Annotated in this window: 17 protein-coding genes; 3 read left to right on the forward strand and 14 right to left on the reverse strand. The window is 51.5% G+C overall.

From position 1 onward, the window contains the following. The first annotated feature begins 151 nt into the window (after positions 1-151). Positions 152-1,336, forward strand: a complete 1,185-nt coding sequence (locus ABC395_RS13940; protein ID WP_413003914.1) for a multidrug effflux MFS transporter — start codon at positions 152-154, stop codon at positions 1,334-1,336. Positions 1,337-1,445: 109 nt separating this feature from the next. Here ABC395_RS13940 and ABC395_RS13945 read toward each other — a convergent pair whose 3' ends face one another. The 10 genes from ABC395_RS13945 to ABC395_RS13990 form a co-directional block, all read right to left on the reverse strand. Continuing rightward, positions 1,446-3,830, reverse strand: a complete 2,385-nt coding sequence (locus ABC395_RS13945) for a polyprenyl synthetase family protein (protein ID WP_413003916.1) — start codon at positions 3,828-3,830, stop codon at positions 1,446-1,448. 487 nt (positions 3,831-4,317) lie between these two features. Then, complete coding sequence (locus tag ABC395_RS13950; RefSeq protein WP_413003918.1) at positions 4,318-5,373, reverse strand: hypothetical protein; 1,056 nt, start codon at positions 5,371-5,373, stop codon at positions 4,318-4,320. Continuing rightward, positions 5,363-5,938: a sigma-70 family RNA polymerase sigma factor gene (locus ABC395_RS13955; RefSeq protein ID WP_413003920.1), complete on the reverse strand. Its 576-nt coding sequence runs from the start codon at positions 5,936-5,938 to the stop codon at positions 5,363-5,365. Before ABC395_RS13955 ends, ABC395_RS13950 begins: the two co-directional genes overlap by 11 nt. Positions 5,939-6,363: 425 nt before the next feature. After that, complete coding sequence (locus ABC395_RS13960; protein WP_413003922.1) at positions 6,364-6,714, reverse strand: DUF1801 domain-containing protein; 351 nt, start codon at positions 6,712-6,714, stop codon at positions 6,364-6,366. 14 nt (positions 6,715-6,728) lie between these two features. Then, the gene (locus tag ABC395_RS13965) at positions 6,729-7,163 is read right to left on the reverse strand and encodes a YciI family protein (RefSeq protein ID WP_413003924.1); all 435 of its coding nucleotides are present in this window, start codon (positions 7,161-7,163) and stop codon (positions 6,729-6,731) included. Between the two features lie 106 nt (positions 7,164-7,269). After that, a complete protein-coding gene (locus ABC395_RS13970) occupies positions 7,270-8,535 on the reverse strand; it encodes an RNA polymerase sigma factor (protein ID WP_413003926.1) in 1,266 nt (421 codons plus the stop codon). Further along, entirely contained in the window at positions 8,532-8,966 is a 435-nt protein-coding gene (locus ABC395_RS13975) for a YciI family protein (protein WP_413003927.1), read from the reverse strand. The genes ABC395_RS13970 and ABC395_RS13975 overlap by 4 nt, the downstream gene beginning before the upstream one ends. Before the next feature lie 191 nt (positions 8,967-9,157). Continuing rightward, on the reverse strand, positions 9,158-9,970 hold the full coding sequence (locus tag ABC395_RS13980) for an alpha/beta fold hydrolase (protein WP_413006749.1): 813 nt from the start codon (positions 9,968-9,970) through the stop codon (positions 9,158-9,160). Positions 9,971-10,373: 403 nt separating this feature from the next. Continuing rightward, positions 10,374-11,642 (reverse strand): MDR family MFS transporter, encoded by a 1,269-nt coding sequence (locus ABC395_RS13985; protein ID WP_413003929.1) that lies wholly within the window; start codon positions 11,640-11,642, stop codon positions 10,374-10,376. 235 nt (positions 11,643-11,877) lie between these two features. Continuing rightward, positions 11,878-12,882, reverse strand: a complete 1,005-nt coding sequence (locus ABC395_RS13990) for an aldo/keto reductase (RefSeq protein ID WP_413003931.1) — start codon at positions 12,880-12,882, stop codon at positions 11,878-11,880. A 111-nt stretch (positions 12,883-12,993) separates the two neighbouring features. Here ABC395_RS13990 and pdxR point away from each other — a divergent pair, with 111 nt between their 5' ends. Continuing rightward, a complete protein-coding gene (gene pdxR / locus ABC395_RS13995; protein WP_413003933.1) occupies positions 12,994-14,433 on the forward strand; it encodes a MocR-like pyridoxine biosynthesis transcription factor PdxR in 1,440 nt (479 codons plus the stop codon). Positions 14,434-14,823: 390 nt separating this feature from the next. Here pdxR and ABC395_RS14000 read toward each other — a convergent pair whose 3' ends face one another. From ABC395_RS14000 to ABC395_RS14015, 4 genes are all read right to left on the reverse strand, one after another. After that, on the reverse strand, positions 14,824-15,885 hold the full coding sequence (locus ABC395_RS14000) for a suppressor of fused domain protein (protein WP_413003935.1): 1,062 nt from the start codon (positions 15,883-15,885) through the stop codon (positions 14,824-14,826). A 197-nt stretch (positions 15,886-16,082) separates the two neighbouring features. After that, positions 16,083-16,700 carry an NAD(P)H-dependent oxidoreductase gene (locus ABC395_RS14005; RefSeq protein WP_413003937.1) on the reverse strand — a complete coding sequence of 206 codons (618 nt, stop codon included), beginning with the start codon at positions 16,698-16,700 and terminating at the stop codon, positions 16,083-16,085. A 47-nt stretch (positions 16,701-16,747) separates the two neighbouring features. Next, positions 16,748-17,401, reverse strand: a complete 654-nt coding sequence (locus tag ABC395_RS14010) for a TetR/AcrR family transcriptional regulator (protein WP_413003939.1) — start codon at positions 17,399-17,401, stop codon at positions 16,748-16,750. Positions 17,402-17,560: 159 nt separating this feature from the next. Then, positions 17,561-18,565, reverse strand: a complete 1,005-nt coding sequence (locus ABC395_RS14015) for an iron-hydroxamate ABC transporter substrate-binding protein (protein ID WP_413003941.1) — start codon at positions 18,563-18,565, stop codon at positions 17,561-17,563. Positions 18,566-18,838: 273 nt separating this feature from the next. Here ABC395_RS14015 and ABC395_RS14020 point away from each other — a divergent pair, with 273 nt between their 5' ends. After that, positions 18,839-19,384, forward strand: coding sequence for a DUF6022 family protein (locus tag ABC395_RS14020; protein ID WP_413003943.1), 546 nt, complete (start codon positions 18,839-18,841; stop codon positions 19,382-19,384). The last annotated feature ends 203 nt before the right edge of the window (positions 19,385-19,587 follow it).

The raw sequence follows: 19,587 nt of genomic DNA on the forward strand, positions 1-19,587 counted from the left end.
GAATTCCTGTTATAATACTCGCTATAGTCCCCCTATAAAAAATGAAGGTGAAATTATATGCTGTCATTTGCCCGATTGATTAAATGCAAGCCCCCTATCCCGTAATAATCGTGCCGAATTGAGATTTTTCAATTTATAGGGGGCATGAACTGTGTTAACCAAAAAAATCTCAACACCATCCATCCTGCTGTTTATTATTCTGGTGGGTTTTCCGCAAATTAGCGAAACGATCTACACGCCTTCTTTACCGGACATCGCGGATCAGCTCCAGGCCAGCCGGAACTTGATCCAGTTGACGCTCAGTATCTACTTCCTGGGCTTTGGCCTCGGTGTTTTCTGCTGGGGAAGACTTTCGGATTTTATCGGTCGTCGTCCCGCGCTGCTTTGGGGTATTCTCGTTTACGGGATCGGAAGCTTGGGATGTTATTTGTCCGGCTCCGCCGAATGGCTGCTGGCAAGCCGGTTCGTTCAGGCTTTTGGAGCCAGTACCGGCTCGGTTGTTACGCAAACCATTCTGCGCGAGAGTATCGACGGCGCCAGACGCCATGCCGTTTTTGCCCAAATTTCCGCTGCGCTGGCCTTTACTCCGGCGATCGGCCCGTTAATTGGCGGTTGGGTCGATCAAGCGCTCGGTTTCAGGGCCGTTTTCCTCACGCTTGTTATCATGAGCGCGGCCGTTTTCGCGTATACGTTCGCCGCACTTCCTGAAACCAAAGGAGCCCTGACGACTGACATCAAAATCCGGTCCGTGTTCCGGCGTATGATCGGCGATAAAAAGTTATGGGCATTCGGCTTCCTCATCGGTGCGACTAACGGTCTTTTGTTCAGTTATTATGCCGAGTCACCGTTTATTTTTATGGAATATTTTCAACTGACACCGGGCGAATTCGGTATTTTCGGTATTCTTGTGGCGCTTTCTTCCATTCTCGGCGCTTTGTTGTCGAAAAAACTGTTAACGAGATTCACCGCTGAGAAGATCATCGTCACCGGTACGGCCGTATCCGCTGCCGGAGCGGCCTGCATGACCGCCATTATCTTGTTCAAGGCGAGTCCTTCCGCTTCCTTTCTCTTCCTGCTGGCCGTCTGTATCTTCGTCTTCCTGCTTGGAATCGGGATGGCTATCCCCAACTGCCTAAGCTTGGCTCTGGTCCGGTACGGCGATGTACTCGGGACTGCGGGCGCCATCTTCGGCTTGGGCTATTATATCCTTGTCAGTTTGATCACAAGCGGTATGAGTTACCTTCACAACGATTCTTTACTCACCATGCCGCTGTATTTTCTCGTCTTGTCGCTGATCATGGTATTCGTAAGCAAAAAGCTGCTGCCCGTAAAATAAGGCGGCATTCTCAGGCAAGCGTCCTTCAATGCAAAAGCCGATTTTCTGAATTCAGAAAATCGGCTTTTTTTCTTTTTAAAAAGAACCTTATGTTTGGGCTCCCGCACGATTAATGATCCCGTCCGACTATATAAGTCAACAAATGCTTCAGGAAAGCGGTATTCCGCGGGACTTCTTTCAGCGTTTCCATAGCCAGGCAGTAATGTTCCCACATCTCTTTACCTGCGCCGTCCTGTCCCAATATCGTTACGAAAGTCGAGTTGTTGTTTTCGATATCCTTTCCGGCAGGTTTACCGAGCACATCCACGCTTCCCTCCGCATCAAGCAAATCGTCCTTGATCTGAAAAGCAATGCCCGCATGATAGGCGAACTTTTTCAACGCTTCGATCTCGGAAGCCGGAACTTCCGCAAGAATGGCCGGCATAACGAGAGCCGCCTCGAACGCGATGCCGGTTTTATAAAAGCAGATCCGGTTCAACTGCTCCAGGGTCAATGCTTTTCCCCTGGCTTGCAGGTCCATCGCCTGCCCCATACACATCTCTTCGGTCTTTTCAGCCGAGTAGCGGATAAGTTCAAGTACGGATTTGGCCGGAAAACGATCTAGCGACGTCTGCTCTTGGGTAGCCTTCTGGATCAGGTAAAGGCCGGTCAGTTCGGCGGTGGCAATATTATGCACCTGATGCAGGGTCGGCCGTCCTCTCCTCGTGGATGCGTTATCCTGGGAAGGCAGATCATCGAAGATGAGGGAAGCGGTGTGCATATATTCGAGCGATCTCAGCAGCGGGACGATCTCCTCCGCTTGCAGGCCGTATTCGTTCACGCCCATCACCCAGGTCAAAATAGGCCGGATACGCTTCCCCGAGCCTTCCAGACTGTAATTGGCCGCGTCAATCAGCGCTTCTTTCATCTCCGGCATTCCGTGAGGCTTGGCTATGTGCAGAAAGCTGTTGATCCGGTCACGTACGTTGGCGACCGTATCGGAGAAGGCTTCTTTCTCCCTCCGGTTGTTGCGCAGAACGGTAACGACCTGGTCCCGCAGCAGTTTGTCAAAGAAATCGACATCGTCCGCTTTGCTTACCATGGTTTGGACAAGACGATTAAACTCGGGATCACCGGATGCGAATATATTCATGATGCTGTTATACTTTTCGGCTCCGAGACGTTCTTTGCATCGTTTGAGACCGTTAATCGCACGGTCCAAGATGACCTCCCGGGTCTTGGCATCGGAGCCGTACACGTTATGAATCAGATGGGAAATAACCGTCCAATACAATTCATAGGGATTGATCAGATCGGGACGGCGATCCCGGTATTTTAAATAGTAGGTATAGGGTGTTACCGCGCCTTCTTCCCTGTCATCGAACATATCGGCGAAGTCGTCGGCCAACTGATTGTAAATGCCGTAATAAAAAGTCCGGTTGTCAAAGCCTTCGTCCGCGTCTGCGCTAAGCACGGAACGCACAATCAGCCGGGAGGAAGATGATTTTAAAATGATGGGGATATACAGTTCTTCATTCGTGTAAGACTCGCAGGACAGATCCTTCTTACGGTCAAGCTCCTGGGAGTGGAAAAATACATACGATTGTTCGTAAAAGATTTTTAATGTTTCGGGCCGCTGATACGACTGGATCGACTGAAAAGCATCCCGCAGTTCCGCATGCACGAATTCCAGCAAAGTCCGGTTATTGTCGAACCAATCGCCTAATTCAGGTACGCTTCCCGTCAGAAGCGCGTCTCGAATCATGCCCGTAAACTCTTCTTTCTCCCAGTCGGTTAAAACCCCGGAATCGAGAAGATCGTCTATGAACGGATAGGTCAGCCCGTATGAATAGCCGAACCGGATGGCTTCATCCAGTCTGCGGGACCGTTCATCCGCCGGTGTTGCATCATCCATATCGTCGTTTACGTGCAGTATGACCCCGAGAATGATTTTGAGCAGTTTACGCTGGGCCTGCTCGGCATTCATTTCTTGCGGGATACGGGACGAAACGCTTTTGAGCTTGGCTATTAACCAAATGGCGGCGGATTCGATCCCTTCCTTCTGGGCCCACCGGTATAAGCCCGCCCAGCTTATATAATCCGGCTGATCCCCTCCGTCCGATTTGCCGGAACCTATCAGTTGGTCTTTAACGTCACCGATCAGGTGCCGGATCTTCTTCTGTGTGCCGGGGGAATCCAGGGCTTGGCCCAGATCACGCAAATAGATGTAGGAAATGCTCCGGTCCAGATAATCGTCCAATTTCCCCGTGTAACGGAGCCATTGGATGTACTTGGAATAGTCCCGTGAACCGGGATTTCTTTTTTTCCGGGTTAACAAGGAAAACAGCGAAAAAGGCGGGAGATGATCTTTTTTCCATAAGCGGATATCTTCAGTCAGGACCGGCACATAGCTCTTCTCCTTGACCTGCTTGTAAAGCGATGTAAAATACTGAGCGGCTCTCTGCTCAGCCAGCCGGTACCAGGCGTCGGCCTGGTCTGTAAATGTCTCGTTCATAGGATGCACGACCTCGACTTCTATTTGGTTAAACCGTCTTAAAGGAACAGTCCCTTCGCCGGACGGTAACCGATTTTGTTCTATTTATACGGGAAAAAACCGTTCAGGTTACGAAATGTTTATCCCGGACTTTAAAAAACCATTCGAAAAGATGCCAAGCGAAAAATAAAAGAGCGTCTGTGATGGCCACAGCGCTCTTATTTTAATCATTTCCCGTACGATCGTACCGGATTCGATTATGCTTTTGAAGCAATTTCTACTCATTCTAATTAAACAGCTCGGGTGAAAAAGGATTCAGCGAACAAGAAAGGTGTCCGGCTTCCCTTACACTAAGCTTTCTCTGCGATAGCCATGAACTCGTATCAACGTCAAATACCCCGCCTAACAAAGCGGGGGTATTTGACGTTTATTTTCATGCAAGCCGATGCTCATCAGGTCCGGTTTTATCATGGTTTAATGAGCGGGGGAACCGTTTCGGCTTGCCTAGTTATTTCTTAGAGGATGCTTCATTTTTGTGTTCAATCACTTGCAATACTTTAGGTTCAATAGCTTTTAACATTTGTTCATTCGATTGATTACTTTTAGGTACTTCGCCTTGCTTTTCTCCTTGAAGCTGTCCGTCAACCTGTGTTTGGGAAATAACATCAATCACCTGTTGTTTGGAGACATTTTTAGAAGCCGCTACTTCCACCACAGATTTACCCTTTGCCAATTCGTCTTTCAATTCGGCCGGGCTGATTTTCAGTAAAGAAAACAGTTTCGGATCATTCAAGAAATTATCGGCATAATAATCGGGCTTGCCGTCTCTCGTGAAATACCCTTCTACCTTATCGGCTACGGGTGCAGTCTCGCCTCCGATCAGAGAAGCACTGATCGTATTACCTTGAACGAATACCTGGTAGAATGGTGTTTGAGAACCTTTTTTGCTGTAATTCAGCATAAACGTTTTTTGATCCGGATTTTCCATTTGCTCCATCGCAAATTCGTACTCTTTCACGCCGCCGTACAGTTTATCAATCAGATAATCCGTCTTTGTTTTGATTTCCTGATCGGTTAAAGCGGTGACCGGCTTGCCCGCAGGCTCCCAATTCTCTTGAATCACGTGCTCGATAGCACCCGTGCCGGCATTGGTATGGAGGGTAATCTTTTTACCGGTTCCTCCTTTTTCCTGCAGGATGATGCTTGTTTGAACCCCTTGAACTTGGCTGGCTTCAATTATTTCAAACGATTTTGTTTCGGGAAATGCATGGTACAGCTTATCGAGTGCCGCTTTGCCGACTTCATCGGTTTTGACTTGCTCGGATGTCATTGGTGTTCTCGTAAGCATTTCAATCAGAGTTGGAGCCGCGTAGGCAGCGGTTGGAATCAGGATCGCAGCGGCAACTATTCCGCTAATTAGTCTTTTCTTCATGGTTGGTTCTCTCCTTTTTTGTTGGAAATAAGTAGAATAGGATTGTTCGATTCGTCTGGTAACGGCCGGAGGACATTCCATCGTTTCTGCTTCTTCGTGAAGATGTTCTCGGATTTTGCGTTCAATAGTCATTGATTCTTTCCATCCTTTCCGGGGGGAGATTCCATACGTTTTTTCGAAGCGACTGTAGACCGGCATGATATCTGGACTTGACGGTACCCAGCGGAATATCGAGCAATGTCGCGATTTCCTCCAGTGTATAGTCATGGAAAAAGCGTAGAACAATCACCGCTCGCTGTTTGTCGGTCAGTTTTTGAATAGCCTGCGATATCATCTGGTTCGTCCCGTCCGTCAATACCGCAGGCTGATCCCAGTGAGACTCTTCCCGGGAGAAGGCTCGGATGCGCTCGAAAATCCGGAATCTCCGCCAGCTTTTGACCCGAAATCTCTGCACTTGGCGGATGACCAGGCCGTGCAGCCAGAAGTGGAAAGGCCGGTTCGTATCATAGTTGGCAAGTGAGGTCCACATTTGCATATAGATCTCATTCATGACATCTTCCCGGTCCTGCCGATGATCCACCAGAAAGGAAACGGTTCGGTAAACGTCCTGATAGGTGGCGTCATACATCTCGTGAAACGCCTGTTGGTCACCATCCTTCATTTTTGCGAGCAATTGGTACATATATTCACTTTGCATTCAGAGGGCCCTCCTGAGTAAGCAGCTTACACCCTATATTGTCTCTCTATCGAAAAAAGGTTCGGTTTTTTTATTTCTTTTTTAAAAAATTTCCGTGCCGGGAATAATACTATTTTAATTTGAGTTGGGGCATATTAAAAAACTATTTTCATCCAGGACTGTCTGGTTAGAATAGTGACGGGATTTCTTAGGCAGACGCCGCCCATTCTGTTGACACCTATATTTTTGAATTCTAAATAATATCATCCCATACGGTCTACGAGAGGAAACTGCCGCTTCAGGCCGATGAGTGAGGCTGGGACGGCGCTACTTGCCGGACTATACATAGTCTTCACATGGTAAGAAACCGTCTGTTTTCAATAAAAAAGCAGGGATTAACTTAGCGCCGGCTAAATTAGTCCCTGCTTTTCGGGCGATCTGAGAAATCAAAGCGAGCTTGAAGCTTGTACAACCAGAGAAACCAGAAGCCCGGAATCAAACGTATCCCCTTTTCGCAGCTTTAACGTTTTTCTTTCGGGAGGACCGTCAAACATGCCTTCGGGCAGCTGGAGACCGGTGGCGTTGAAGATCGTGAAGCTTACCGCATCTTTCGAGGTTGAAATGACTGCGGCGTATTTTCCGTTTTTCAGAAAATGCGGCTTTTTGTACTGAATCCGTTCCGACGCCTCGGGAATCGCCTGATGAACGACTTCACGCAGCCCGGCGGACAGTTCTTTCTGCCATTGTTCTTTCAGCGCTTCAATAAAATCGGTTACTTCCTGGTTTGTGGTGGTCATGTTCCAGTCTCCTTTTAGGTATATTTCAGCATATCGAGCTGATCTTTCAAATCGGCTTCCAAGGCCCGTTCCATCGGTTCTTTAGCCCGGCCGGACCGCATCGTAAGCTCCCGGACTTCAATTGCGAATGCCCCGGTACCGAACGGAACCGGCATCTGCCGCGCCCAAACGGCTGCTTCCTCAGCCGAATTTACCTCGATGAGCGTATAACCCGCCGGAAGCCCTTGTCCCGCCGCAAAAGGCCCCGCCTCGAATACCGGCTGTTCACCGTCCGGGGAATACCGGATTCGGATTCCGGTGGAACTGGGCCGCAGCTCCTCCGCTGCAAGCAGCACACCGGCCTCGGCCAGTGACTTGCGGTAGGCTTCTACCGCTTCGCTGTAGCTCCGGCCGGGTTTTATTCCTGCCTCCGAGTAACTTGTCGCTTGTACAATCAGCATAAATCGCATTTCCATCGCCTCCTTGCGGGAAGAGTGCTTACGTGTATCCCTCCGCAGCCCTTCCCTTTATAAGACAACGAACGAGAAGCCTCACAATCGACAAGCCGGCTCAAAATTATTCCGCAGCTTCCGTGCCGCTTTCAGCAGCCCGGCTCAGCAAGAGGTCACGTTCCCGCGCATTGCGCGTCATGGAAGCCGCCCGCTCGAATTCCGCCCGCGCTTCTTCCGGCCGGCCGAGCTTCGCCAGAAGGTCACCGCGGACGCTCGGCAGCAGATGGTAGCCCTTCAGAGCAGGCTCGCCGCTCAACTCGTCGACTATCTGCAGCCCGAACGCCGGACCGAATGCCATCGCGACCGCGACGGCCCGGTTCAGCTCGACGATCGGTGACGGCGCCGTTCTGGAGAGCGCCTCGTATAGAGCCGCGATGCGGATCCAGTCGGTCTCGGCAGCGATCGGCGCCTCCGCATGGCAGGCGGAGATGGCGGCCTGCAGCGCGTAAGGGCCGGGCGGACGGCCGAGCTGGCGGCACCGTTCAAGTGCCGCCAATCCACGCCGGATCAGCAGCCGGTCCCACTGCGCGCGGTTTTGATCCATCAGGAGGACCGGTTCGCCGGCAGGGCCGATCCGTGTCCGGAACCGCGAGGATTGAATTTCCATCAAAGCGACCAGACCGTGCACTTCCCCTTCTCCGGGGGCGATTTCCGCAAGCACGCGTCCCAGCCTCAACGCCTCCCGGCACAGCAGCGGTCTGATCCAGTCTTCTCCCGACGTGGCGGAATAACCTTCATTAAACATCAGGTAAATCACTTCAAGTACGGCCGACAAACGTTCTTTCAGCGCTTCTCCGGCGGGGACTTCAAACGGTATTTTCTCCGTGTTTAACGTTTTTTTGGCGCGCACGATCCGCTGGGCCACCGTTGATTCCGCAGCCAGGAAAGAACGGGCGATCTCGTCCGTAGTAAGCCCGCATAGGAGGCGGAGCGTCAGCGCCACTCTGGCTTCCCTGGACAGTACGGGATGGCAGGTCATAAAAATCAGACGGAGGAGATCGTCGCCGATTTCCCCGTCTACTGTGCCGTTAAGATCCTCCTCGGTATACAAATCCAAGGTGCGGGCCATTTCGGCATATTTACGGTCACGCACTTTCGTTCTCCGCAGAAGGTCGATCGCACGCCGTTTGGCCGTCGTCATCAGCCAGGCGCCCGGGTTGTCGGGAATGCCGGAGACCGGCCATTTCTCCAGCGCGATCACGAGGGCATCCTGCGCGAGATCCTCCGCGAGTCCTACGTCACGCACCATACGGGTCAGTCCCGCGATAAGTTTGGCCGATTCGATCCGCCATATCCCATCGATTGTCCGGTGTGCGGAAGACTGCGTCACGCTTTCTTCTGCTCCTCTACCTGCCTGCGGAGCGATTTTTCCTTCTCGGCCGTTTCGGGATTACTCATCAGGTCTTCTACCTCGAACACCTGTCTCAGCTCGATCTCGCCTTGTCCGTACCCGTGCGGATCGGGCATGCGCATAGCCCACTCGACAGCTTCTTCTCTCGTTTTGACTTCAATAAGCGTGTAGCCGGCGATCATTTCTTTCGCCTCGGTGAACGGTCCGTCAACCACTTTCGGTTTGCCTCCGGGCTCGGGATAAGAAATCCGGATTCCGTTCGAGCTTGGCTGCAGGCCGTCGGCGGCGAGCAGAACGCCCGCTTTTACCAATTCTTCGTTATACTTCTGCATCGCCTCGAGAAGCTCCCGGCTCGGCAGTGTACCCGCCTCGGAATCCGTTGTGGCTTTAACGATCATCATAAATCTCATATGTATATGCCTCCTTTGATCTCGTGAACCTTCATTAATACAACGAACGGCAATACACGGAATCGACAAAGCGCGATCATTTGGTTACTATTTTTCGCCGGCAGCAGCCCCTGATCCTGCCGATCCGTTAAACCGGCCGTGTTTCACAAAGTCTTTTATTCTGGTCTTTCAGCCGCCGCCCGGATAAAGTTTTACTGCTTTCCGGCAAAAAACGCCGAGAGTTCCGCTGAAATTAATTTTGCGGGAAGCTTTTTCGTGTGGCCGAGTCCTTTTTTGCTGAGCAGCCGCGCATTGGGAAGGGCGTGAGCGAGTGCCTGCGCGCCATGACGCAGACCCGCCGGACTTTCCGTGCCTTCGAGCACAAGTACCGGCTGCGTAACGGAGCGCCATAATTCCGCCGGCAATGGTTTTCCATCTATATACCCGTCGAGCAGGGCGGCGTCGTAAGGAAGCGTAGGGGCAACGGCCATCAGGTTTGACCAGACACCCGGCATCAGCTTCATCATGCCGACCACGAACGAAGGCGCTCCCATACCTTGGGTCATAAAATATTTGATCGCTTCGGCACGACGGTCCGCGGCAATAAGCTCGCCTACATGCGCCGTGAAATCGCGCGGGGGCTTCCGGTCGGCCGGATCGACCACAAACGGAGGCTCGTGCAAGGCCAGTTTGACGATGTCCGCCCCGCTCGCAGCCGCCTGCAAGGCGAGAACCGCTCCGGATGACAGGCCCCAGACATAGGCGGAACCGCCGGCTTCCTTAATGACCGCTTGTAAATCCTCAATTTCGCGTTCAACGGTATAAGGCGTTATGTCTCCGCTGTCGCCCCTTCCCCGCCGATCGTAATTGTAAACCGTGAACCGGTCCGACAACAGCCCGGCGAGCTGCAACTGTGCCGGGAATTTCCTGTAGCTGAACGCACCCGTTACCAGAATGAGCGCGGGACCTTGCCCCGACTTGTCATAAGCGATTTTGGTGCCGTCTTTTGAAATGACGAAGTCCATCATGAATGTCTCCTTTTGTCTGAACGGATTATTTAGCTATCTTAAAACGGAACGCTGTTTTTGGAAAGTACTGGACGATAGAGGCCGGCGAATTTCCTCCGTGCTTACCTTCAGCCGCTTCTTCCACGGCATTTCTTTCGGCTCTCTCCTGCTCGCATCAGCCTGCATTATCGCTTCAACGGCCGCCTTCTTATAAGCGACGAAGAACAAACCGTGAAATCGACAGCTCCGCCCAAAAAAAAGAATATTTTTTTATCTCGACCTTCTGCGCATCCCCGCAGCAAAAAAAGAAAGCCTTTCCGGCTTTCTTTTGAGCTTTCTTTTGAGCTTTCTTTTGAGCTTTCTTTTGAGCTATTTTTTTAGCTTTCTTTTGGGTGCCTTAATTTCCTCAAACTCTTCCTGGTCAGACGGTATCCGACTCGCGCGGGGGATGGTAGTAGCTTGCGGGAAGCATTTTAAACACGCGTACATACAGAAGAGAACTGAGGACGGTAACGAGAAGAATAAACCCGAATACCGCGAGCGGAGGAAGCCAGGCCGAGAACAAAACCGTAACCGGCGCAATCAGCCTGCCGATCGAAAACTGAAGACCGGATGCCCCCATATATTGGCCTCTGGCATGGTCCGGCGCATATTTGCTGATAAAGCTTTCGGTAACCGGGCTGCGTGAAATCTCTCCAATCGTGAAAATAACGGTAAAAATCAGCAGCAGCCCTATCTGTGTCGTGAACCCGAACATAAACATACCCGCCCCGAACAGCAGGGATGACAGAATAAGGACGTTGCGTTCCGGCCATGTTTCAAACCATTTTGTTACCGGCATCACACCCAGGACGAACAGCAGGCCGTTCAGGCCAAGGATCAAACCGAATGCCTGCGAACTGCCGAGGGTCAGGCTCCAATCCCCGACGGTCAGCAGCTTCTGCTGAGGCACGTACTCCGTCACGTACACCGCCAGATACATATCGAGCTGCATAAAAGCGATCGTAACCAGTATGCCTGCGGCGATATAGAGAGCGAACAGTTTATCCCGGAAAATCACGCCGTAGCTGCCCGCCTGCTCTTTCAAAATGCCGGACAGCTTCATGCCCGGCCGGGCTTCTCCGGAGGCTGCCGGCAGCGTCTCCTTGATCATCAGCAGGATGGCCAGCGAATACAGCAGCGTTACGGCGGTGCAGGTCCAGAGCAGCTCCTGGCGGTACTGGAAAAAGAAAACCGAGCCGAGCGCGGGTCCGAACACGGCCCCGATATTCCGCCCGGTTACGAAAGTCGCATAGACCATCCGCCTGTCTTTGGGCGGCGTCAAATCCGCCACCATCGCCGAGCTGGCCGGCATATAGACGGCGCCGCCCAGGCCGATACCGATGTAGGCGAAGTAGTCCAGCCAGTGAGAAGTAGAGAACGCAAACAGGGCGAACATTCCGGCTTGCATAAACGCTCCCAGCAGCATAGCCGGTCTCCGGCCGAGACGGTCCGCGAGAAAGCCGCCGAACAAGCCGCCTATCAGACTGAACACAGGCGGCACGGCCATCAGTACGCTGGCGACGGTTTTGCCGAACGCTTCGCTGAAAAACAGGGTAATGAACGGGAAGTACATCCAGAAAAGCAGATTAAACACGGTATCGCCGGTTAATCTTATTTTCAGATTCAAATCCCATTTGAGCCAATTCATGAAAATATCCTCCCGATTCTTACCGGATAGGAGCTAAATTACCATGAAGAGGGAATTTTTACAACCCCGTATTTTGTACGGAGCGTCCTATCACCTTTTCGCCCGAAACGGAAAGAAAGCCGTTTCTTCACCCCTTTTTTTGTTAAGACAATCATGCAAAACACACGGATATTTAAGTGTCCGGACAAAAAAAGGCCCGGTTTCCAGGGCCTCGATCTTCCTTCGATATCGTCCGTTAATCCTGTATTTGCCGGGAATTTAATATGGTTTCGATTTCCTCCATTTGCGCCCCTGTCAAAGGTCCGTGTGCAATCGCTCCCGTCAGATCCTCCACCTGCTTGCGGTTTTTAAACCCGGGAATCGGGACGGCCGCGTCGCTTCTCCCCCATATCCATGCCAGCGCCCCTTGTACCAATGTGCGATTGCCGCTGGTCAGAATTTCACGGACCGCTTCGAGTTTAGCCAGATAGGAAGGAACCGGTTTGCCTTCCTTAAAGTAGGTCACCCATTCGTGGCCGCTTCCCCTGACATCGGTCTCCGCCAATTCGGATGCGGCGGTAAACTTGCCGCTGAGCAGACCCATCGCCAGCGGCGAGTTGTTAATACTTGTTAATCCATGCCTCTCGCAGATACTGAGCATTTCAGGATGATCGTTCAAGATATTCAACGTATGCTGGATGGCCGCGGCTTCCGAATTTCGGGCGAACAGCTCGGCAAGTTGTGCATCCCACGTACTCCAGCCGTATGCGCGTATCCATCCCTCCTGCCTCAGCCGGTTTAAAGTTTCGATCGCCGATTCCATCTCTTCCTGATTTAAAGAACCGACATGAATTTGATACAAATCAATATAATCCGTGTTCAGCCGCTTTAATGACTTTTCACAAGCACTCCGTATATAAGCAGGTGAAACATCGTGACGGGCAAAAACTTCTTTCGTAGCTTCGTTATTCGTATAACCGAATTTAGTAGCCAGAACAACCTCGCTCCTGCGTCCCTTCAGCGCCCGTCCGAGCACCTCTTCGCTGTGTCCGGTCCCATAGGCATCCGCCGTATCGAAAAAAGTGACTCCTCTTTCTACAGCGGTTTGAATCGCCATAACGGATTCGTCGTCATTGACTTCCCCCCAACCGTCCGGTAACCCTTCCAGCGTAAAATGACCTCCGATCGCCCAGCATCCCAAACCAAGCGGACTCAGTGGAATAGCGGTAGTACCCAGTGTTTTTTTCAATGATTCGTTCATTCTTGTTTTCTCCCTTTCCGGTTCGAATTGACTTCATTATAATAAGTAAAATGGCTTTGTTTTAGATCCAATTCAAGTGAAATTCGAGGAACCAATTTAGGGAGGCGTTTTATGTACGGGATTCATCTTGACAAAAGTTCGTCCTTATCGGCAACCCGCCAGTTATGCCAGCAGTTGCGGCTCTTGATAGAATCCGGACAGCTGGCAGCCGGAACAAGGCTGCTTCCTACCCGGGTGCTTGCCAAAGAATGGGGAATCGCGCGCAATGTGGTCGTTGAAGTGTACGAACAGCTTACCGCCGAAGGCTACCTCGATTGCCGGGTAGGTTCCGGCACCTATGTAGCGGCGGGTATCCGTACACATTCCGGGATCCAACCGGACCTACCTCCAACGGAAGCTCCTGTACCGCAAAAGGAAGCTGTCTCCGGCCCGGAAGTGATCGATTTTGCCACAGGCATCCCGGACCTGGCTTCCTTCCCGGGAACCATATGGGCCAAATATTTGAGGGAGGCTGCCGAAACACTTGCGGTTGCGGAATCCGGCTACGGAGACATCCGGGGTTTCCGAACTCTCCGGTGTGCAATCCGCGATTTTTTGTTCAGAGCCAAAGGTATCCGGTGTACGACCGAACAAATCCTAATCGTGTCAGGGGCTTCCGAAGGCATTTTCCTCACGGCACTTTCGTTATCGCCGGGGTTTCATTCCTTGTACCTGGAAGATCCCACCATCAGTTTTGCCCGGGACATATTCCGCAAAATGAATTATAATCTTGTGCCTGTCGAAGTAGATCAGCAGGGCATGAATCTCGGCCTGTTATCCCGGTTCGCCCCAGGCCATCTTGTGCTGCTCACGCCTTCGCATCAATTCCCCAGCGGGAGTTTGCTTTCGATACAGCGGAGGCAGCAGGCCATACGGATGGCGGAAGAAGCGGATTCCTTTATCCTCGAAGACGATTATGACAGCGAGTTCCGGTTAAAGGGCATCCCGGTTCCGCCGATGCAGACCCTCTCTCCTTCCCGCGTTATCTATGTGGGCACATTCAGCAAAACGTTATCTCCGAGTCTGCGAATCGGATTTCTGATCGTTCCTCCTCATCTCATGGATAGAATTGCCGGCACGAAAGAAGAGCTCAACATGTACACACCGCTTGTTCTTCAAAAGGCGCTCGCCCGTTTTATTGTCGACGGCCAATTGGAGCGGCACATTCATACGATGAAGAAGCTATATAAAAAAAGGCGGGCCTTACTCAAGGAAAGACTTTTTGCCCTGTTCGGAAACGAGATAAGTATCCTGGGCGACGATGCCGGCATGCATCTCCAGGTATGTTTCCGCTCAGATTGTTATGCGCGGCTTCCGTGGAAGAATACGGATTCATACGGCTTCCGGCTTGAACTTGCTTCCGATTATTCGATAGCGGAAACGACGGAAAAACCTGGAGGCATTATTCTGGGGTACGGAAATTTGACGGCCGGGGAGATCGTGGAAGGCGTGGCAAGAATCCACACATTCGTTTCCGAAAGCGGGCTCTCCTCTGCACAAACGCCGCAGTAAACGCCGCCGTCATTTTTATCCGTACGGCAAAAAGACCGCCCCCCGGCAGTCTCCCCCTTACTCGGACTATGCGGCTTGCAGTCCTTTCTCACTTTTGCCTTCCTCCATATTATCCTTCCCGGCGCGTATGATTTTGCACCATTTTCTTCCTGCATACGCGGAAAGATATCGCGAGCTTCAGCCTGCGGAGAAGCGTCTTCTTCAATAGCGTCAACAAAAAAAAGCCGATCCGGGAGGAGAAAAGGGTTTCCTTTTCTCCTCCCGGATCGGACAGCTTGTATGAACACCGAGGAGCGTAGCTGCCTGCTGTTTGGCGGCAGGTTCATCGAATCCGCCGGAAAGAATGAATCCTCCTCCGCTCCCGGCACCTTCACTACTTTAACGTTAGGGTCAGCCGATAACTTCTACTACGTTTCCTTCGCTGTCTTTAATGTTTGTTTTCACGATGCGGATAATAGTGCCCGGCAAGGAAGCAACCTCAAGGTCGCTTTCTTTGGGCACCAGACCGCTGCTCAGCTCGGCGGCAGCAGCCTCGTCGAGAATGATCCGGACCGTATCTTCCAGGGCAGTACACTCCGGTTTCTCTCCCGCTTCAAAAATCACGCGGATTTCCGGACCAACAAGCGTGAGCTCTCTGCCTTTCAAAATCCGCCCTTGAAGAAGTTTGCCGATAATACCGGCTTGTTTTGCCCCAAGCGTAAGTAGGGCGGGAGTTTTGCTCAGCCAGCCTTTTTTCCCCGGCTCCCATGCCAGCTGATCCACAAACAGGAAGCCGGTGTTGGAGCCGTCCTCCCGGATTCCTTTCACCGCCGCTTCGGAAACGGCTTCCTTCTTAAGCAGAGAATCCCTCGATAAATCCGTTATGTACCGCGGCATATAAGGCAGACAAGCGTTTAACATGCCAAGTGTATTCCACGTCTGCATGGCTTCCAGCTCGTCTCTTGTAATTCCGACCATCTGGATAAATTCCATTCGTCCGTTAGGCGTGTCGATAGCGGGAAGTTCCGGATCCCCGATAAAAGCGAGAGCGGTCAGCCGGGTATCGGAGCCGAGGCAGATGGGGCCGTTGGCGTCCATGTAGTCGCCCGACCGGAAAATATTGCCGCTGTTGAATACGTATCTTCCCATATTCTGCAGCAGGTTCAGCGCCCAAGCGGGAGGCTCCTCCTCTTCCGGACCCCGGATCAGACGGAACGTTAATTCGAATCCGTAGCCGCTTTCTTCCGTATTGTCCGACTCTTTATCGTAAAGTTCCGAAAATCCGAACGTTACGATATGCCAATGCGGGACAGGCTCGTCCGTTTTGTACGCGCTGATTCCATCCAGCGGATCCGGTCCTCCCAGCATATAGGAGATTAGCGTTCCGTAATGTTTCGGTTCCTGTTCCCCGTAAAGCTTAACAAATTCCTTCTCAATGGCGTCCCATCCCGCCGTACTCGGTTCTGTACTCATTGTCCGATTCCTCCCTAGCTCTCATGCTGTGTCAGTTATACGGCTAATCCGTAAGAAAGCCGCTCCCACGGAATTATATCCGTCCAAAAATCTACTTAACCCCGTACGGGGCATACAAATCATTCCTATTATACGCTGTCTGAATCCGGACGTCACATAAGCCGAAGCCTCCCCGACGGGAAACTTCGGCTTCGCTTTTATAGAGAGGCCTGCATCTTTAGTTTCATTTCGCTGATCATTCTCTGCCGCGCGATCCGCGGATCAAGCTCGGGATTCAAAATATGCCGGATATAACGTTCCGCGCTCTTTTCGATCTGTTCGTCCGGCGCCTGATTCGCACCGTGAAATTTGAAATGCGGAAGCATCGTCATGCCTATCTGATTGGCAAAAGCCTGCAGAGGACGGGTCAACTCACTGATCGTGTAGCCGATCAAACCTCCTGCCTCGTAAGTCTCTTCCATTCCTCCGGCAGAAACGGCGAGCAGGAGTTCTTTACCCGCCACGGCCTTGCCGCCCGGACCGAACAGCCACTCCGTTGTGAACACTTCATCCAGCCACTGCTTCAGTAACGGCGGAGTACTGTACCATTGCAGCGGAAACTGCAGCACGAGCCGGTCGCATTCCGCCAGCAAAGCCTGTTCACGTCCGACATCCAGCACTTTCTCCGGATATTCGGCGTACAGCGCATGAACGGTTAACCGGGCGGAATGTTTCCTCAGTTCCTCCACCCATCTTTTGTTGACACGGGACTTTTGCAAATTCGGATGAGCCACGACGACTAACGTTTTCAGACAAACATCACTCTCCTTTCCCATATTTTATTTTTGATTGATATACAAGTCAATATTAAAACCAAAAAAAATTAGCGGAGCTTCAATATGGAAACCGACGACTCCACCACCTGGTCCAGCGCCTTGCTCCATTGTTTCTTCTTTTCAGTTTCCGGAATGCCGTTTGCCAGCCACTCCTGGTGCGCCTGGTCCAAGTAATTCATTCCCTGCGATACGGCTCCCCAGAACTGTCTCGCCATAAGATCGGGATTCCCCGGCCGAATCGAGCCTTCTCCGATCCCTTTTTCGATAGCCCTTGTCATTTCTTGTAAAAAGCTCTGCACCCATGAAAACGGAGAAAACTCTTCGGGTGTATACAAATGATGCACATCCGAGCTAATCCGCATATAAAAACGCGGGACCACGGGATTGTCCACCACCCGTTCGCAGACGATCCGGGCATAACTCTCGAACCGTTCCAGCACGTTCCCCTCTTGCTCAAAATAAGATTTTGTAAAGCGTTTGGAGTCATCCAGCATCGTTTCGTAAAGCTCGCGGAACAATGCTTTCTTGTTCTTGAAATAGTAATAAACGAGACCGTGGGCGAGTCCCGCCCGATCCGCTATATCCCCCATTTCGGCCGCCGCATAACCTTTATCGACATAAACCTGGATAGCCGCCTGGAGCACTTCTTGTCTGCGCTGGTTCCGGATCGCTTCGTTTTGTTCTTTCGTACGTGGAGACATGCCGATTCACCTTCGATTCCGTCTTTAAAATCCATGCCATTATAGATAAAATAAAGCGGTTCTGTCAACCGCTGTCCCCCCCTAGGGCAAGCATAAACCCGGCAGCCCTTGAACTGCCGGGTATGATGTGTATAGCCGCCCCTTCCGCCTGTGCGGCTGTTATTTCACGGAAAGCAGGCTTTCCGAAATGAATGTCAGCTCCGCTTCAAGTGACACCGGATCATTAAACGTGTCTCCCTTCGGATCGAGCTGGAAGACATGTCCTTTTTTCACGGCAGGCAGTCCCTTCCACACGGGATTTTCATACACTTTCCCGGGATCGCTCGTATCGCCCGACCACGGGCAAGTAAACACGATGTCTCCCGTAAACTCCGGGAGTTTCTCCAGGGAAATCGATGCCCAGCCTTTTCCGCTGTCAATAGCGGCTTTCTGTGCTTCCGGCGGTGCTTTCAGGCCGAATTCCCCGTAAATGATCTCGCCGCCGCGTCCATAATTGTGCCCGAATACATACAGCCCTTTGGCGTAAGGATTCAGGATGGACACCGTTTTATTGCCCACGACCGCTTGGATCTGCGGCTTCAGTCCGTTGATTTTTTTCTCCCACTGGTGGATCCATTGTTTCGCCTGGTCTTCTTTCCCCGTCAGTTTGCCGAATTCCAGGAGCTGATCTTTGTAGTTCTTTTTGCCGTAATCAATCGCCACGACCGGAGCGATTTGTTCCAGCTTCTCGATATTTTCGGTCCCCGTAAACGTAACGATCAGGTCCGGATTCAGCGCGAGAATCGATTCGGCCGAAGGCTTGTCTCCAATGCTGCGGACACCGTCCAGCATTCCCTTAAAGTAGGGATTGCCCATGGCTCCCTCTGAAATACCGACCGGCTTAACTCCTATGGCGAGAAAATAACCTGTGTAAAAATTCGTTGTATCCACGATCCGCTTCGGATTTTTGGGCACTTGAATATCACCGTTTGCCGCATGGAAAGTGACCGTCTCTCCCTTGTCCGCAGACTTGTGATTGTCTGAAGAAGCGGCAGCGGCAGCCGTTTTTCCCGCCTCTCCGGACGATGCTCCCGCGTTACCTGCCGTTTGACCGCAGCCGCCGATAACCATAGCAAGCAGCAAAATGAACACCAATAAAGTATAAGACCGGATAGATGTATGCAAGGGTATTCACTCCTATTTAATTGATATTGATAATCATTATCAATATAGCATGTGTTCCAGTGACTGGCAAACTATTTTCCATGTTTCTTTTAAAAAAAGATCGGATCCATAAAGATGTCATCCCGTCCAGGCTTAAAGCACTTTCTAACGTTTTACGCCTAATCCCGCTTCAACAGCCTGTTTTGTGACGATAAGCTTATCATTTGCATGCATGTTGTAAGATGAAATTGTATTCCATAAAATGGATAGAAGGAAGGGAGTTTTATACCTTATATGCAAACAACCAAATCATTAAACGATTACTTGAATGAACAGCCGGAAAGCAAGATCGGAGCCGCTGCCGCCTTTATCGAATCTCACATCCGTGAAAATTGGCAGGAAATTCTGGTTAAAGAGAACGAGCGGCTGCTTAAAGCTTACGCGGAAGCGGGTGACCCCGCTTACGGAACCTACTTGAACCTCCTCTTCCTCCCCGTACACCGCCAGCTTCAGGAAGCAGGAATCAGGCCGGAGCCCCGCCTCCCGGGCAATTTCGATATTTCCCGCGAGTGGGGCCGTAAAGCGGACGGGAGCGAGCAGGAGCGCTGGATGTGGAGTACGCTTTATACGGAGGAGGACGGCCCTGTCGGTACGATTGTCACCATTACCTATCACGACCATACACAGTTTCGTATCCCCCGCGAGCCGGGCATCATCGCCCTTGCCGAAACGAGACAAGAGGATATCGTGGAAGCCTTATCCGGCTTGTCCGCCGATTTTAAAGAAGCGCTGGAATTCAGCATCGAGTATGAACATTATTTACGCAGTCTGGAGCAGTAAAAGGATCGTTAAACCGGTACAAGTTGACTGCCGTCATGCGACGAGAAGCAGCTCGATTTGTCTCGTGCGATACGTTCAATCGCAATTTTAACGGCTAAAAACCGTACCGGAAATCCGGTACGGTTTTCTCATGACAACTCTTACTTTGCTGGGCATACGTATGATATGCCTTTTGTTGTCATGCGTTCCCTTTCATTGCCTGT

The sequence above is a fragment of the Paenibacillus canaveralius genome, from assembly GCF_047238265.1.
Lineage (GTDB): Bacteria > Bacillota > Bacilli > Paenibacillales > NBRC-103111 > Paenibacillus_F.

Excerpts from the sequence above, each read along its gene's own strand:
- ABC395_RS13945 (WP_413003916.1), bottom strand. The coding sequence starts at position 3,830 with ATGAACGAGACATTTACAGACCAGGCCGACGCCTGGTACCGGCTGGCT.
- ABC395_RS13950 (WP_413003918.1), bottom strand. The coding sequence starts at position 5,373 with ATGACTATTGAACGCAAAATCCGAGAACATCTTCACGAAGAAGCAGAA.
- ABC395_RS13955 (WP_413003920.1), bottom strand. The coding sequence starts at position 5,938 with ATGCAAAGTGAATATATGTACCAATTGCTCGCAAAAATGAAGGATGGT.
- ABC395_RS13960 (WP_413003922.1), bottom strand. The coding sequence starts at position 6,714 with ATGACCACCACAAACCAGGAAGTAACCGATTTTATTGAAGCGCTGAAA.
- ABC395_RS13965 (WP_413003924.1), bottom strand. The coding sequence starts at position 7,163 with ATGCGATTTATGCTGATTGTACAAGCGACAAGTTACTCGGAGGCAGGA.
- ABC395_RS13975 (WP_413003927.1), bottom strand. The coding sequence starts at position 8,966 with ATGAGATTTATGATGATCGTTAAAGCCACAACGGATTCCGAGGCGGGT.
- ABC395_RS13980 (WP_413006749.1), bottom strand. The coding sequence starts at position 9,970 with ATGGACTTCGTCATTTCAAAAGACGGCACCAAAATCGCTTATGACAAG.
- ABC395_RS13985 (WP_413003929.1), bottom strand. The coding sequence starts at position 11,642 with ATGAATTGGCTCAAATGGGATTTGAATCTGAAAATAAGATTAACCGGC.
- ABC395_RS13990 (WP_413003931.1), bottom strand. The coding sequence starts at position 12,882 with ATGAACGAATCATTGAAAAAAACACTGGGTACTACCGCTATTCCACTG.
- pdxR (WP_413003933.1), top strand. The coding sequence starts at position 12,994 with ATGTACGGGATTCATCTTGACAAAAGTTCGTCCTTATCGGCAACCCGC.
- ABC395_RS14000 (WP_413003935.1), bottom strand. The coding sequence starts at position 15,885 with ATGAGTACAGAACCGAGTACGGCGGGATGGGACGCCATTGAGAAGGAA.
- ABC395_RS14005 (WP_413003937.1), bottom strand. The coding sequence starts at position 16,700 with ATGGGAAAGGAGAGTGATGTTTGTCTGAAAACGTTAGTCGTCGTGGCT.
- ABC395_RS14010 (WP_413003939.1), bottom strand. The coding sequence starts at position 17,401 with ATGTCTCCACGTACGAAAGAACAAAACGAAGCGATCCGGAACCAGCGC.
- ABC395_RS14020 (WP_413003943.1), top strand. The coding sequence starts at position 18,839 with ATGCAAACAACCAAATCATTAAACGATTACTTGAATGAACAGCCGGAA.